15 protein-coding genes are annotated in these 14,887 nt (G+C 65.9%); 10 read left to right on the forward strand and 5 right to left on the reverse strand.

Features of this window, described 5'->3' with window-relative positions; genetic code table 11:
- The first annotated feature begins 2 nt into the window (after positions 1–2).
- The 4 genes from glmS to JD971_RS09540 all read left to right on the forward strand — a co-directional run bounded on the left by glmS (position 3) and on the right by JD971_RS09540 (position 5,001).
- Positions 3–1,826 carry a glutamine--fructose-6-phosphate transaminase (isomerizing) gene (gene glmS / locus JD971_RS09525; protein WP_202082928.1) on the forward strand — a complete coding sequence of 608 codons (1,824 nt, stop codon included), beginning with the start codon at positions 3–5 and terminating at the stop codon, positions 1,824–1,826.
- Between the two features lie 105 nt (positions 1,827–1,931).
- Complete coding sequence (gene dps / locus JD971_RS09530; RefSeq protein ID WP_202082930.1) at positions 1,932–2,426, forward strand: DNA starvation/stationary phase protection protein Dps; 495 nt, start codon at positions 1,932–1,934, stop codon at positions 2,424–2,426.
- Positions 2,427–2,503: 77 nt separating this feature from the next.
- Positions 2,504–3,283, forward strand: a complete 780-nt coding sequence (locus JD971_RS09535; protein WP_202082932.1) for an SDR family NAD(P)-dependent oxidoreductase — start codon at positions 2,504–2,506, stop codon at positions 3,281–3,283.
- Positions 3,284–3,366: 83 nt separating this feature from the next.
- Positions 3,367–5,001 carry a mechanosensitive ion channel family protein gene (locus JD971_RS09540; protein ID WP_202082934.1) on the forward strand — a complete coding sequence of 545 codons (1,635 nt, stop codon included), beginning with the start codon at positions 3,367–3,369 and terminating at the stop codon, positions 4,999–5,001.
- On the opposite strand, the gene JD971_RS09545 is transcribed toward JD971_RS09540, so the two are convergent.
- Positions 4,944–5,945 (reverse strand): alpha/beta hydrolase, encoded by a 1,002-nt coding sequence (locus JD971_RS09545; protein ID WP_236672031.1) that lies wholly within the window; start codon positions 5,943–5,945, stop codon positions 4,944–4,946. The genes JD971_RS09540 and JD971_RS09545 overlap by 58 nt on opposite strands.
- A gap of 138 nt (positions 5,946–6,083) precedes the next feature.
- Between JD971_RS09545 and JD971_RS09550 the strand changes: the two genes are divergently transcribed.
- From JD971_RS09550 to JD971_RS09560, 3 genes are read left to right on the forward strand one after another with little or no spacing between them, the layout of a single operon-like run.
- The gene (locus JD971_RS09550) at positions 6,084–6,866 is read left to right on the forward strand and encodes a Crp/Fnr family transcriptional regulator (RefSeq protein ID WP_202082936.1); all 783 of its coding nucleotides are present in this window, start codon (positions 6,084–6,086) and stop codon (positions 6,864–6,866) included.
- Positions 6,863–9,085 carry a DUF305 domain-containing protein gene (locus JD971_RS09555; RefSeq protein WP_371809534.1) on the forward strand — a complete coding sequence of 741 codons (2,223 nt, stop codon included), beginning with the start codon at positions 6,863–6,865 and terminating at the stop codon, positions 9,083–9,085. Before JD971_RS09550 ends, JD971_RS09555 begins: the two co-directional genes overlap by 4 nt.
- Before the next feature lie 39 nt (positions 9,086–9,124).
- Positions 9,125–9,877 carry a fatty acid desaturase gene (locus tag JD971_RS09560; protein WP_202082938.1) on the forward strand — a complete coding sequence of 251 codons (753 nt, stop codon included), beginning with the start codon at positions 9,125–9,127 and terminating at the stop codon, positions 9,875–9,877.
- On the opposite strand, the gene fghA is transcribed toward JD971_RS09560, so the two are convergent.
- Genes fghA through JD971_RS09580 form a run of 4 tightly spaced genes read right to left on the reverse strand, consistent with a single transcriptional unit; the run spans position 9,874 to position 12,597 of the window.
- Positions 9,874–10,707, reverse strand: a complete 834-nt coding sequence (fghA, locus tag JD971_RS09565) for an S-formylglutathione hydrolase (RefSeq protein ID WP_202082940.1) — start codon at positions 10,705–10,707, stop codon at positions 9,874–9,876. The two genes, JD971_RS09560 and fghA, sit on opposite strands and share 4 nt — an antisense overlap.
- A gap of 28 nt (positions 10,708–10,735) precedes the next feature.
- Positions 10,736–11,125 carry a VOC family protein gene (locus JD971_RS09570; protein WP_202082942.1) on the reverse strand — a complete coding sequence of 130 codons (390 nt, stop codon included), beginning with the start codon at positions 11,123–11,125 and terminating at the stop codon, positions 10,736–10,738.
- A gap of 13 nt (positions 11,126–11,138) precedes the next feature.
- Positions 11,139–11,477 (reverse strand): hypothetical protein, encoded by a 339-nt coding sequence (locus JD971_RS09575; protein ID WP_202082944.1) that lies wholly within the window; start codon positions 11,475–11,477, stop codon positions 11,139–11,141.
- A gap of 13 nt (positions 11,478–11,490) precedes the next feature.
- Positions 11,491–12,597, reverse strand: coding sequence for an S-(hydroxymethyl)glutathione dehydrogenase/class III alcohol dehydrogenase (locus tag JD971_RS09580; protein ID WP_202082945.1), 1,107 nt, complete (start codon positions 12,595–12,597; stop codon positions 11,491–11,493).
- Between the two features lie 107 nt (positions 12,598–12,704).
- Between JD971_RS09580 and JD971_RS09585 the strand changes: the two genes are divergently transcribed.
- The 3 genes from JD971_RS09585 (at position 12,705) to JD971_RS09590 (ending at position 14,837) form a co-directional block, all read left to right on the forward strand.
- Positions 12,705–13,628, forward strand: a complete 924-nt coding sequence (locus JD971_RS09585) for a LysR family transcriptional regulator (RefSeq protein ID WP_371809537.1) — start codon at positions 12,705–12,707, stop codon at positions 13,626–13,628.
- 91 nt (positions 13,629–13,719) lie between these two features.
- Entirely contained in the window at positions 13,720–14,142 is a 423-nt protein-coding gene (locus JD971_RS17165) for a hypothetical protein (RefSeq protein WP_371809540.1), read from the forward strand.
- A complete protein-coding gene (locus tag JD971_RS09590; RefSeq protein ID WP_371809541.1) occupies positions 14,088–14,837 on the forward strand; it encodes a hypothetical protein in 750 nt (249 codons plus the stop codon). The genes JD971_RS17165 and JD971_RS09590 overlap by 55 nt, the downstream gene beginning before the upstream one ends.
- Positions 14,838–14,887 lie beyond the last annotated feature (50 nt).

Consider the following 14,887-nt stretch of genomic DNA (forward strand, 5'->3'; position numbering starts at 1 on the left):
CCATGTGCGGAATTATCGGGATTGCAGGCCGTGAGCCGGTGGCCGACCGGCTGGTCGACGGGCTGCGCCGCATGGAATATCGCGGCTATGACAGCGCAGGGCTGTGCACGCTTCACGACGGCGCGATGATCCGCCGCCGGGCGGAGGGCAAGCTTGCCAATCTGGTCGCCGAATTGCGCGATCGTCCCGCGCCGGGCGAGGTTGGCATCGCGCACACCCGCTGGGCGACGCATGGCGCTCCGACGGAGGCGAACGCCCACCCCCATGCCACGGACGAGGTCGCCATCGTCCACAACGGCATCATCGAGAATTTCCGGGCGCTGCGCGAGGAGATGATCGCACGCGGCCGCGTGTTCGAAAGCGAAACCGACAGCGAGGTCGTCGCCCATCTCGTCTCCGAACAGGTCGAGACCGGCGCATCGCCCGAGGACGCGGTGCGCGAGGTTCTGCCGAGGCTGCGCGGTGCGTTTGCGCTCGGCATCGCGTTCCGGCGGCATCCCGATCTCATCATCGGGGCGCGGCGCGGTTCGCCGCTCGTGCTCGGCCATGGGGAGGGGGAAACCTATCTCGGTTCCGACGCGCTGGCGCTGGCCCCGCTGACGCAGCGGATCTCCTATCTGGAGGAGGGCGACTGGGTCGTGGTCACCTGCGACGGCGCGCAGGTCTATGACGATGAAAACCGCCCGGTGGAGCGTGCCATCACCCTTTCGGGGGCGAGCGCAGCGGCCACGGAAAAGGGCAATTACCGCCATTTCATGCAGAAGGAGATCTTCGAGCAGCCGACCGTCGTCGCGCAGACGCTGACCTCCTATATCCGGCAGCTCGAACGCGAGGTGGCGCTGCCGCAGATCGATTTCGACCTGTCGGCGATCAATCGCGTGACGATCGTGGCATGCGGCACCAGTTTTTACGCCGCGATGGTCGCGAAATACTGGTTCGAGCAATTCGCCCGCGTGCCGGTCGACATCGATGTCGCATCCGAATTCCGCTATCGCGAGCCGGTGCTGGAGGAGGGCGGCCTCGCGCTGTTCATATCGCAGAGCGGGGAAACCGCCGACACGCTCGCCGCGCTGCGCCATTGCCGCGAGGCGGGGCAGACGATCGCCGTCGTCGTCAACGTGCCGACGAGCACCATGGCGCGGGAGGCGGACCTGTTGCTCCCCACCCATGCCGGGCCGGAAATCGGCGTCGCCAGCACCAAGGCGTTCACGTGTCAGCTTGCCGTGCTCGCCGCGCTGGCCGCGCATTTCGCGAAGGTGCGCGGGCGCATCGATGCCGCGGGGGAAAGCGAGATCGTCGATCATCTGCTGCGCGCGCCTGCCGCGCTCAATGCCGCGCTCGACCATGACGACGACATCGCCGCCATGGCGCATCTCATCGCGCCGGCGCGCGACGTGCTCTATATGGGGCGGGGGCCGGATTATCCGCTCGCGCTCGAAGGGGCGCTGAAGCTCAAGGAAATCAGCTATATCCACGCCGAGGGCTACGCCAGCGGAGAGATGAAGCACGGGCCGATCGCCCTGATCGACGAGGACGTGCCGATCATCGTGCTGGCCCCGTCCGGGCCGCTGTTCGAAAAGACCGTCTCCAACATGCAGGAGGTCCGCGCCCGCGGCGGGAAGGTCGTGCTGATCTCCGATGCCGAAGGGCTGGCCGAGGCGGGCGAGGGGTGCATCGCCACGATCGAGATGCCGAAGGTGCATCCGCTGATCGCGCCGCTGGTCTATGCCGTGCCGGTGCAATTGCTGGCCTATCACGTGGCCTGCGTCAAAGGGACCGACGTGGATCAGCCGCGCAATCTCGCGAAATCCGTCACGGTGGAGTGATCGTCGCCCGTATTGGGCCCGTATCCGGAACGCAGCGGCGGGATACCCGTTGATTGGTCAAAGGGCGCAGACCCCATGAAAACCAATCGAAGGAGACATACCCCCATGGCACAATTCTATGCCGCCGGCCTCGACGACAATGCCCGCAAGAATTCGATCGCGCTGCTGAATGCGCGGCTGACCGATTCGATCGATTTGACGCTCGCGGTGAAGCAGGCGCACTGGACCATCAAGGGGCCGAGCTTCATCGGCCTGCACGAATTGCTGGATCAGGTGGCGGACCGCATGCTGGAGCGCACCGACACCATTGCCGAGCGTTCGATCATCCTCGGCGGGCAGACGCCGGGCACGTCGCAGGCCGTCGCGGAAAAAAGCGAGCTCGAAGCCTATCCGCAGGATATCTCGGATCAGAAGGACCATGTCGAGGCGCTGACCAAGCGTTTCGTGGCCTTCGGCGCAAAGCTGCGCGAATCGATCGACGCGGCGGGCGAAGCCGGCGACGAGGACACCGCCGACCTGTTCACCGAAATCAGCCGCGGCATCGACAAGGATGCCTGGTTCATCGGGGCCCATTACGATTCGGCCAACGCCAAGGGCTGATGATTGATCGAAGGGGGCGCGCCGCACGACCGGCGCGCCCCTTTTTCTTATTTTGCGGCCTTGCGAGGATAGCCGACATGGATCTCATGATTGCGGGCAAGCGCGCGCTGATTACCGGCGCGTCCGGCGGGCTGGGCAGCGAAACCGCGCGGTTTCTGCATGACGAAGGTGTCGCGCTCTTCCTGACCGATCGGGACGAAGATGGGCTTGATGCCGTGGCCGACCGGTTCGGCGCGGACCGGGCGGTGGCCGACCTGTCGAGCAAGGAAGGATGCGATGCGCTCGCCGAGAAGGCGGGGACGATCGACATCTGGGTCCATGCCGCCGGCGTCACCGGGGCCAAGGGCGACCCCCTGCGGATGAGCGAGGACGACTGGCACGACGCGCTCGCCATCGATTTCCTGTCGGCGGTCCGCCTCGCCCGCCATCTGTGCCCGCCCATGGTGGAGCGCGGATGGGGGCGCGTGGTCATGCTCGCCAGCGAAAATGTCGCGCAACCCTACCCCGACGAAACCGTCTATAATTCCGCGAAAAGCGCGCTCGTCAGCTTCGCGAAAAGCGTGGCGATGCAGCATTCGGGTTCGGGCATGCTGGTCAATTGCGTGGCGCCCGCCTTCATCGAAACGCCGATGACCGACGGCATGATGGAACAACGCGCCGACGAGATGGACGTGTCCGAGGACGAGGCCGTCGCAAGCTTTCTCAAGGAAGAACGCCCGTATCTCGTGCTCGGCCGGCGCGGGAAACCTGCGGAAGTCGCCGCGGTCATCGCCATGCTGTGCAGCGAGCGCGCGTCCTTCGTGACGGGCGCGAACTGGCACGTGGATGGCGGTTCGGTCGGTTCGATCAATATCTGAAACCGCCGTATCTCTGCCTCTGCACGGCGGATCCGTGGCATTCCATGGTTGAACCCGGCGCGCGGGTGTAGGATGGGGCGCGCATGTCCATGATCCTGCGTCCTGTATTTCTCCTGTTCTCGATCCTGTGTCTGTTGGCCATGCCGCACATGGCGCAGGCGCAATTGCTGCCCGCGACGGGGGGCGACGAAGAAGCGGCCGAGCAGGCGCCCGACCCCTATGGCCGCGAAACGCCGCGCGATGCGGTGACCGAACTGATCCGTGCGCTCGCCGGACAGGATTATGCGCAGGCCTCGCACTATTTCGATTTCGAGAATGCCGACACCACCGCCGGCGAATCGGATGCGCAGGTGCTGGCCGCGACATTGCAGGCCTCGCTTGACGCCGGGGGCAAGCTGCGCAGCTTCTCCGAATTGTCGAGCGATGCGGCGGGCCGCGTCGACGATGGCCTCCCGCCCGACCGCGAACGCATCGGCACGCTGGGCGATGCGGACAACACGCCGATCGTCCTGATGCGGTCGGAATCGGCGGATGGCGCGATGGTGTGGCGCATTGCCCCCGAAACGGTCGACGCGCTGGAGGGGCAATCGCGCGATCTGCAGCTGACCGACAGCAATATCGACGAGATCGAGGGCGGCTGGGCGATTGCGGGCGCGCCGATTGGCGACTGGCTGATGGTGATCGGCGTGTTCCTCGGCCTGTTCATTGCCTTTCGTCTCGTCGCGGCGGCCATATTGTGGCTGCTGCGCGCGGCGCTGTCCGATCCGCATACGAACGGATTGTATCGTTTTCTCGATGCCGCGCTGCCGCCGTTCGCGCTCCTGCTCGCGGTAATCGTGTTTCAGCTTTGGGGCGGGGGCGCCTCCATCTCCATCATCGCGCGTCAGACGGCGCTGCGCTATATCGGCATTGCCGCGTGGGTGGCGCTCGCCTGGTTCGCCCTGCGGTTGATCGACACGATCGCGCGCACGCTCACCCACCGGATGGAGAAGGCCGAGCGTCGACAGGCGGTGTCGGTCGTGACGCTGGCGCGACGCGCGGCGAAGATCATCCTGCTCGGCATCGCGACGGTGGCCATTCTCGACACGCTGGGCATCGACGTGACGACGGGGATCGCCGCACTCGGCATCGGCGGTCTGGCGCTCGCTCTCGGCGCGCAGAAGACGATCGAAAATCTCGTGGGCAGCGTGATGGTGATTGCCGACCGTCCGGTGCAGGTCGGCGATTTCTGCCGCGTGGGCGACGTGACCGGCACGGTGGAGGATATCGGCATGCGGTCCACCCGGATCCGCACGCTGGACCGGACGCTGGTGACCATTCCCAATGGCGATTTCAGCTCGCTTCAGATCGAGAATTACGCCGCCCGCGACCAGTTCCTGTTCCACCCGACGATCGGCCTCGAATATGCGCTCACGCCGGAGCAGTTGCGCGATGGCATCCGCATCATCGAAAGCGTGCTTCAGGAGAACGAGCATGTCGCGATCGACTGGCGCGCGCGGTTGAAGAATTTCGGCGCAAGTTCGCTCGATATCGAGGTGTTCGCCTATATTGAGGTGAGCGATTATGCCGAGAGCCTCGCCATTCGTCAGGCGCTGCTGCTCGACATTTACGACCGGCTGCATGCCGCGAATATCGGCGTCGCCTTCCCGACGCAGACGCTCTACCTGCGCCGCGATGCCGACGGGTCCGAAGGGGATGGGGACGCGGCGAAGGGCTGAGCCGCTGCCGGAGCACCCGGAGCCGCATCGCCGCTGGCCGGGCCGGCGACGGTGCGCACGAAAGCGGCCATGTCGGACAGTGCGGGGCTGTTGCCGCGCAGCGGGCGGGCGAGGCTGGTGACGATGCCGACATGGCCGACGCCGTCGTAGCGCCGCAAGGTCGCGGCAACCCCGCCCGCGCGCAGCCTTTGCGCGAGCGCCTCGCTATTGCGGGGGAGCACGGTCTCGTCCTTCGCCCCGAACATGAGCAGCGCCGGCGGATCGCCCGCGCCGGCCCAGGTGACCGGCTGCGTTTCGGCCGCATCGGGCCACTGGCCAAAGGCGGCGCGGCTGGCCTCCACATCGAAAGGCGCGAAATCATAGGGTCCTGCAAGCCCTGCGAAACCGCGCACAGCCGCCCTGTCGGCGCCAAGCCAGCGGTCGTCGAACGCCAGCATCGCGGCGATATACGCCCCTGCCGAATGGCCGGCGAGCACGATGCGCGACCCATCCCCGCCATACTCGCCCGCATGCGCCCGCGCCCAGCGCACCGCCGCGGCCCCATCCTCGACAAAGGCGGGGTAGCGCACCTGCGGCACCAGCCGGTAATCGGGCACGATGGTCACGAAACCCTGCGCCGAAAGGGCCCGGCCCACGAAATCATAGCCGCGCCGCGTCCCGCTGCTCCAGCTCCCGCCGTAGAAGAACACGACCACGGGGCGGTCGCCGGCATTCGCGGTCGCGCCCGGCGCGCTGTCCCTGGGCGCATAGATGTCGAGCCTTTGCCGCGGGTCGTCGCCATAGGGGATGCCGGTCGCGACCCGCCGTGCGCCGCCGTCCTTCGGCATGAGGCTGTTGAATGTGCGCAGCGGCGAACACGCAGCCACCGCACCCGTGCCGAGCAGGATCGCGGCCATGGCGATCCATGCCGGTGCCTTGCCGCCTCGTTGCCTCCACCGTGTCATTCCCGTCCCCCTGCGCATCGGCACCGCCGCCGCTATCCGTGTCCGCCCCGCATTTGGCAAGCGCCTGCAAACAGGAGAAATTAGACTTGTCGCCGCCCCGCGCTCCATTACAGATGTAACGGGATGAAAGGGATTGGTGTGAGCAGATCGTTCGGTTCGCTTGAAAAGGCCGGGAAGCATTGCGGCGGACTGCTCGCCATGGACCGGCGCATGCGGCCCCATCTTCCCGATGGTCATCGCTGGAACCTGTCGGACGCGATCCTCGACACCCGCCGGGTGCAGCGCGATACGCAGATTTCCTTTGCCGAACGCATGGCGGAACCGCTCCTGCATATCGAGGAAGGCCTCGCCTACAGCTTCACCACGCTGCCCGACGGGCGCCGCCATGTCGAGGATATGTTCGGCAGCGGCGGCGTGTGCAACTGGAGGCAGAGCCTGCGCGCCGCGCTCCCCTATGCGCTCATGCTGAAGGCGGGGACCACGATCACCCGGCTCGACACGGCCGCCGTCCTGCGCGAGATGGAGCGCGATCCCCATCTGGCCGAGGCGTTTCGCAGGCTCGACCTGTCGCGGCAATGGCGCCTGCGCCAGCGCAGCCGCACCCTCATCAGCGGGGCCATCCATGACGGGCTCATGCATGTCCTCCTCGATCTCAGCTTCGAGACGCATGGCACCTTCGGGCGCTTCGACCCGATGCCCGTCCAGATGACGCAGGAGGAGATCAGCACCATCCTCGGCTCCTCCACCGTCCATGTGAACCGTACGGTGAAGAAGCTCGTGGCCGATGGCCGCCTGCGCCGCCGCAGCCGCGTGTTCGAAATCGTCGACCCGGACCGCGAACGCCAGCGTCTCGCCTATGACACGCCCTCATTCCCGGCTATCGCCGGCAAACCCGCTCTTGTGAAGGAACCATCCGCATGATCGTCACGCCTGCCGTTTTTCGCCTTTCATTGCCGGCCATGCTGCTCGCCACGGTTCCGATGTTCGCCCCGGCCATGGCGCAGACGGCGCCGATCGTGCAGCCCGGCGGCGTCGGCGCCGGTGCGCGCAATCTTTCGGCGGAGCAGGCCCGGCAGCTGGCAGGGGCGCAATATTCGCCCGCCGATGTCGATTTCATGCAGCAGATGATCGCCCACCACCGGCAGGCGGTCGAGATGGCCGCACTCGTCGCGGATCGCACCAATCGGGAGGAGATCGTCGCGGTCGCGGGCCGCATCGACGCAGGGCAGGCGGACGAGATCGCCTTCATGACCAACTGGCTCGCCGAACATGGCGAACCTGTTGAAATGGCCGGCATGGGCCATGCGCACCACACCGACATGAAAGGCATGGCCAGCCCGCAGCAGATGGCCCGGCTCGCCGCGTCGAACGGGGCGAATTTCGATGCGCAGTTCCTCACCCTCATGATCGCGCACCACGAAGGCGCGGTCGACATGGTCGATGCGCTGCTGCAACAGCCGGGCACGGCCTATGACCCGGTCATGCTGGAATTCACCGATGATGTGAAGAACGACCAGAACGCCGAGATCGAGCGGATGAACGCCGTCCTCGCCAGCCTGTCGGACGATCCGCGCGCGACATTGACCGCAGGGCTGACCGATGCGGGGCAGGCGATCGAGAACCTGCGCCTCGTCACCAGCCTGCCGAAACCCGCCGGATTCTTCGACCCCGCCAATCCGGGCGAGTTGCAGCCGCTGAAACCCAAAAAGACCGGCGAGGAGGACGCAGACGCCGCCGTCGCCTCCGACCCCCGCGACGAGGAAGCGGACAAGCCGCAATTCGGCACGCGCAGCCCGCTGCTCTCCTTTGCCAATACCGACATGGCCTTTGCCGGCGATTTGATGGTCGCGGGCAATTACCACGGGTGGAACGCCTATCGCCTGAGCGAGGATGGCGTGCCCGTGCTGGTCAGTTCGGTCGTGTGTCCGGGCGGGCAGGGCGACGTGTCGATCGTCGGCGATCTGCTGCTGATGAGCGTGCAGGACACGCGCGCCCGCAAGGATTGCGGATTGCAGGGCGTGTCCGGAAAGGTCAGCGACGAACGCTTCCGCGGGCTGCGCATCTTCGACATTTCGGACATCACGAAGCCGGTGCAGGTCGGACAGGTGCAGACCTGCCGCGGGTCGCACACCCATTCGGTCGTGTCGCAGACGAAGGACGCGCTCATCGTCTATAACTCCGGCACCTCGCGCGTGCGGGACGAGGAAGAGCTGGCCGGTTGCATCGGGGAGGTGCCGGGCGACGATCGCACGGCCCTGTTCCGCATCGATGTCATCGAGATCCCGCTTGCCGATCCGTCGCAGGCGCGCATCGTCGACAGCCCCGCCGTTTTCGCGGATGAGGAAACCGGGCGGCTCGCCGGGCTGTGGCAGGGAGGCGACCATGGCGACGACACGCAGGATACCAGCCGCACCGACCAATGCCACGACATCACCGTGTTCCCGTCCAAGAACCTCGCCGCGGGCGCATGTTCGGGCAACGGGATCATTTTCGACATTTCCGACCCGCGCAAGCCGAAGCGCATCGACGAAGTTGTCGACAAGGGCTTTGCCTACTGGCACTCCGCGACGTTCAACAATGACGGGACGAAGGTGCTGTTCACCGACGAATGGGGCGGCGGCGGGCGCCCGCGTTGTCGCGCTTCCGACCCGAAGAACTGGGGCGCCGACGCGATCTATGAAATCGTGGATGGACAGCTCGAATTCCGCAGCCTGTACAAGCTGCCCGCGCCGCAGGGGGACAAGGAAAATTGCGTCGCGCACAACGGTTCGATCATTCCGGTGCCGGGGCGCGATATCTTCGTGCAGGCCTGGTATCAGGGCGGCATCTCGGTCGTCGATTTCACCGATCCCGCCAACCCGTTCGAGATTGCCTATTTCGACCGCGGGCCCATTGACGAGGATCAGCTGGTGACCGGCGGATACTGGTCTGCATACTGGTACAACGGACGCATCTACGCGACCGAGATCACGCGCGGGCTGGACGTGTTCGCATTGGAGCCGAGCGAGTTTTTGAGCGCGGAGGAAATCGCCGCTGCCGAAGCCGCCGACCAGGGCAACACCTTCAACCCGCAGCAGCAGTTCCCCGTGACCTGGCCCGCATCGGTGACCGCCGCGCTCGACAAAAAGGCAGAAGGCTAAGCCTCACCTTCGCGGCGAAACCGTGCTAGGACACCGGCCATGTCGCATCGCCTCGTCCTTCGTTTCTCCGCAATACCCGATACGGCGGTCAGCATCGCGCTGGCCGCCGGGATCGTTACGGCGTGGCTCGCCATTCATGTCGGCGCGATCTTCGCGTGGGAATGGCAATGGGGCACCGCGCCTCTCGCCGTGCTGCTCATCGCGGTGCAGACGTGGCTCTCGGTCGGGCTGTTCATCATCGCGCATGATTGCATGCACGGCTCGCTCGCGCCCGGTCATGACAGGGTGCAGCATGCGCTCGGCACGTTTGCGCTGGGTGCGTATGCGGCGCTGTCCTATCGTGCGATGCTGCCCGCGCATCACCGGCACCATGCCGCGCCCGGCTCATCGGAGGATCCCGATTTCCACGCCGGCAATCCGCATGCGCTGCTGCCGTGGTTTGCTGCGTTCTTCGGCCGCTATTACACTCATGGGCAGATCGTCCGGATCACGCTCGTCGCGCTGCTCTACATGGCGCTGGGCGCGCGGCTGGTGAACATCGCGGCGTTCTGGGCGGTGCCGGCGGTGCTGGCGCTGGTGCAATTGTTCGTGTTCGGCACGTGGTTGCCGCATCGCCACGGCGCCGACGGTTTCGCGGACCATCACAACGCGCGCAGCCTGCGCGGGGGCGGGCGGGGCGCGATGCTGCGCTCGCTCCTCGCCTGCTTTCACTTCGGCGGCTATCATCACGAACATCATCTTTCGCCCGGCACGCCATGGTGGTGCCTGCCGCGGGTGACGCGGAGGCGTTAGGCCTTCAACCGCTCCGCGTGCCAGGCGACGTGATCCGCCATGAAGGTGGAGATGAAGTAATAGGAGTGGTCGTAGCCCTCCTGCATCCGGATATCGGCGGCAATGCCCGCATCCTTGCAGGCCTGCCGCAGCAATTCGGGCTTTAGCTGCTCGACCAGGAAATCGTCGGACGTCCCCTGTTCGATCAGCAATTCGGGCACGCGCGCGCCATCCTCGATCAGCGCGACGGCATCGTATTCGCGCCATTTCGCCCGGTCCGCCCCGATATAGCGGGTGAGCGCCTTGTCCCCCCACGGGCATTGCAGCGGCGCGACGATGGGGGCAAATGCGCTGACCGAACGGAACCGGGCCGGATCGCGCAGCGCCATGGTCAGCGCGCCGTGACCGCCCATCGAATGGCCGGTGATTGATTGCCGGTCCATGTCGGCGGGGAAATGCGCCCCGATCACCGCGGGCAGCTCGGTTTCCAGATAGGACCGCATGCGGTAATGCTGCGCCCAAGGCTGCTCGGTCGCATCGACGTAGAAACCGGCGCCTTTCCCGAAATCATAGGCCTCGTCATCGGGCACGTCGTCCCCGCGCGGCGAGGTGTCGGGCGCGACGAAGATGATGCCCTGTTCGGCGCAGGCGGCGCGATATTCGCCCTTTTCCGTGACATTGGCATGGGTGCAGGTCAGCCCCGACAGATACCACAGCACCGGCAGTTTCGCGCCCGGCGCATGATCGGGCACGAAGACCGAGAATGTCATTTCGGTCCCCGTTTCCGCGCTGGCATGGGTGTGGACGCTTTGCACGCCGCCGTGCGAACGGTTCTGCGCTGTGGTTTCCATGGGTTCGGTCCTTCTCGCGGCGTCGGTATCAGGGGCGGTGGAGGCCGCAGATCTTGTGCCCGTCGAGATCGCGGAAATAGGACAGGTACATCGTGCCCATGCTCGCCTCGCGCTTGCCCGGGGGGTTTTCGATGCTGGTCGCGCCGTTGGCGACGGCGACATCGTGCAGTTCCTTCACCTGTTCCGGCGAATCGCAGGCGATGCCGATCGTCATGCCGTTCGCGGTGGTCGCAGGCTCGTCATTGATCGGCTGCGTGATGGCCAGCATGGAACCGCCATGCGCGAAGAACACGCGGCGATGTCCGCTGTTGGCGGTGTTGTCCATCCCGCCCTTGCACCCGACGACGGCGAGGATCTTTTCATAGAAGGCCTTCGCCTTGTCGATATCGTTGGTGCCGATCATCACGTGGTTGAGCATGCATTCTCTCCTTTTACGGGGTCCGGCCATTCACAGGGTCGGGGGCCGGCGGGCACCACAGGTCCGAAACCAGGTCGAGGTCCATGCGCTGCACCTCGCGTTCCATGGCGTCCCGCATGGCATCATAAGGCCCGGCGGCGATTTCGGTTCCGGCCAGCGCGGCAAAGGCCGCGTCGCGCGCCGCCCGGTCGGGCCACCGTGCAAAGGCGCAGAAATGCCCGGCCTCATTGGTGAAAAGCGCGGAGCCGTGGCTGTTCTCCTTCAACAGCAGCCGCGTCATCGCGTCCCAGCCCTCGCGAAATTGCGTTTCGCGGCCGGGACGGATGCGCCATTCGAAAAAGGTCGCGAGCACGGACCGCCAGTGATCAGTAGACGACGACGCTGCGGATCGATTCGCCCGCATGCATCAGGTCGAAACCCTTGTTGATCTCGTCCAGCATGAGGACGTGGGTGATCATCGGGTCGATGTCGATCTTGCCGTTCATGTACCAGTCGACGATCTTGGGCACGTCGGTCCGGCCCTTCGCCCCGCCGAACGCGGTCCCGCGCCAGTTGCGCCCGGTGACGAGCTGAAACGGGCGCGTCTCGATCGTGGCGCCTGCCTCGGCGACGCCGATGATGATCGAGGTGCCCCACCCCTTGTGACAGCATTCGAGCGCGTCGCGCATCACCTTCGTATTGCCGGTGCAGTCGAACGAATAATCCGCCCCGCCGTCGAGCATGTTGACGAGATGTTCGACGACATTGCCGACATCCTTGGGGTTGACGAAATCGGTCATGCCGAACTTGCGGCCCCATTCTTCCTTGTCGCCGTTGATGTCGACGCCGACGATGCGGTCTGCGCCCGCCATGCGCGCACCCTGAATGACGTTCAATCCGATCCCGCCGAGGCCGAAAACCACGACATTGTCGCCGGGCTTCACCTTGGCCGTGTTGACCACCGCGCCGACGCCGGTCGTGACGCCGCACCCGACATAGCAGCTCGTCTTGAACGGGGCGTCCTCGCGGATTTTCGCAACGGCGATTTCGGGCAGCACGGTAAAGTTCGAGAACGTCGAACACCCCATGTAGTGGTAGATCGTCTCGCCCTTGTACGAAAAGCGGCTGGTCCCGTCGGGCATCAGCCCCTTGCCCTGCGTTTCGCGGATGGCGCTGCACAGGTTGGTCTTGCCCGACAGGCACATTTTGCACTGCCGGCATTCGGGGGTGTAGAGCGGGATGACATGGTCGTCGGGCTTCACGCTGGTGACGCCGGCGCCGATCTCGCGCACGATGCCGGCGCCTTCATGGCCGAGCACGCTGGGGAACAGCCCTTCGGCGTCCAGCCCGTCGAGCGTGTAGGCATCGGTATGGCACAGGCCGGTCGCCATGATCTCGACCAGGACCTCGCCCTCTTTGGGACCTTCGAGATCGAGCTCGACGATTTCGAGGGGCTTTTTCGCTTCGAATGCAACCGCGGCGCGGGTTTTCATAAAGGTATCTCCTGCTTTGCGCGCGAGTGTAGCGATCCCCCCGGATGGTGATAAAGGGGCATTTGAGAAAAGGATTATCGCAGCACGGTTATAATGACGATGGGCGAATGGCCATGATCGGCGGATGGGACGGCATCGAGGAATTCGTCGCGGTCGCACAGGCGGGCAGCTTTACCGCCGGCGCCCGCGCATTCGGTGCGTCGGTCACGCATATGAGCCGCGCCGTCGCCCGGCTGGAGATGCGGGTGCAGGCGCAATTGTTCCATCGCACGACGCGCTCGCTCCGCCTGACCGACACGGGGCGCATATTTTTCGAGGATTGCCGCCGCATCGTGGACGAGCGGGAGGAGGCGATCGCCGCCATCACCCGCGACGGCGAACCGCGCGGCGAATTGCGGCTCACCTGCTCCTACGCGCTGGGCGAACAGTTCGTGGCGCCTCTGGTGCGCGAATTCGCGCAGGGGTTCCCGGCGCTTTCGGTGACGGTCGATCTCGACAATGACGTGATCGACCTCATTGCCGAGGGGTACGACATCGCCATTCGGACAGGGCAGCTGAACGATTCGCGCCTGATTGCGACGCGGGTGGCGGAACGCGCGCTGATTACCTGTGGCGCGCCGGACTATCTGGCGGCGCATGGCTATCCGCGCACGCTGGCGGAGCTTTCGGACCACGCCTGTCTCGGCGGGTCATCGGGGGCGTGGCGGTTTCGCGGCGATGCGGTGGTGCGCCCGGTGGGCCGGTGGCGCTGCAACAGCGGGGCGGCCGTGCTCGACGCTGCGCTGCACGGGATGGGGATATGCCAGCTGCCGGCGTTCTATGCCCGGCGCCATGTGACGGCGGGGCGGCTGATCCCCTTGCTGGAGGACATGGCCCCGCCGCCCGAGCCGATCTGGGCCGTCTATCCGCAGCGGCGGCATCTTTCGCCCAAGATCAGCCAGCTTGTCGCCATGCTGCGCGCGCGTCTGCCGGCGCGGCTGGCGGGGACGCATGACGTCGCAAAGGATGAAAACGACATACCGGAACCTTGAAATTTCGCATTTGCGGCATAGCTGGCGGATCGATCCGAATTTTCGGACCTGTCCTGCCCCCCCCCGTAAGTTTTCCGGAGTATCCGCCGCCATGTCCTCCCCCGTCACCGATATCCTGTTTCAGCCTTTCGACCGTGCGGGCCTGTCGCTCGACAATCGCATCGTCATGGCGCCGATGACGCGCACCGCCGCGCCCGATGGCGTCCCCGGCACGGCCAATGCCGAATATTACCGCCGCCGCGCCGAAGGGGGCGTAGGGCTCATCCTGTCCGAAGGGACGGTGATCGACCGCCCGGCATCGCGCAATGAAAAGGATATTCCCCTCTTCCATTCCGACGCCGCGCTCGCCGGATGGAAAGAGGTGATCGACACGGTGCACGATGCGGGCGGGAAGATGGGGCCGCAGATCTGGCATACCGGCGCGACCAAGGGGAACGCCGGCTGGACCCCGATGCCGAGGTGGAGAGCCCGTCGGGCCTGCTCGCCCCCGGCAAGCCGCGCGGCAAGGCCATGACGGAAGAAGACGTCGCCGACACGGTCGCCGCCTTCGCCCGCGCGGCGGCGGATGCGAAGCGGCTGGGCTTCGACACGGTCGAATTGCACGGTGCGCACGGCTATCTCGTGGACGAATTCTTCTGGCCCGGCACGAATGCGCGGCAGGACCGGTACAATGGCCCCACGATTGCCGAGCGTTCGCGCTTTGCCGCCGAGATCGTCGCCGCCATGCGCGAGGCGGTCGGCCCCGGCTATCCGCTGATTCTCCGGGTGAGCCAGTGGAAACAGCAGGATTACGATGCCCGCCTCGCCACCACGCCGGAGGAGATGGAGGCGTGGCTCGGCCCGCTGGTCGATGCAGGCGCCGATATTCTCCACTGCTCGCAGCGCCGGTTCTGGGAACCGGAATTCCCGGAGATCGACGGCGAGGACGGGCTGAACTTTGCCGGGTGGGCGAAGAAGATCACCGGCGCCCCGACGATCAGCGTCGGCTCGGTCGGGCTGTCGGGCGAATTCATCGCGGCATTCGGCGGCGAAAAATCGCAGAGCACCGGCGTCGAAAATCTCGTCGCGCGGATGGAGCGGGAGGAATTCGACCTCATCGCGGTGGGCCGCGCGCTCATCAGCAATCCCGACTGGGCGAACCGTATCCACAAAGGGGATGCGGACGGTTTGAAGGGGTTCGATCCGGCCGATCTCGCCACGCTTGCCTGAACCGGGTGTTCAAGCGGCGCAGCCCGGCGCGGCAGTGCCGGCCGCGCCGC

Origin of the sequence: Croceicoccus sp. YJ47 (genome assembly GCF_016745095.1) — a bacterium.
GTDB lineage: Bacteria > Pseudomonadota > Alphaproteobacteria > Sphingomonadales > Sphingomonadaceae > Croceicoccus.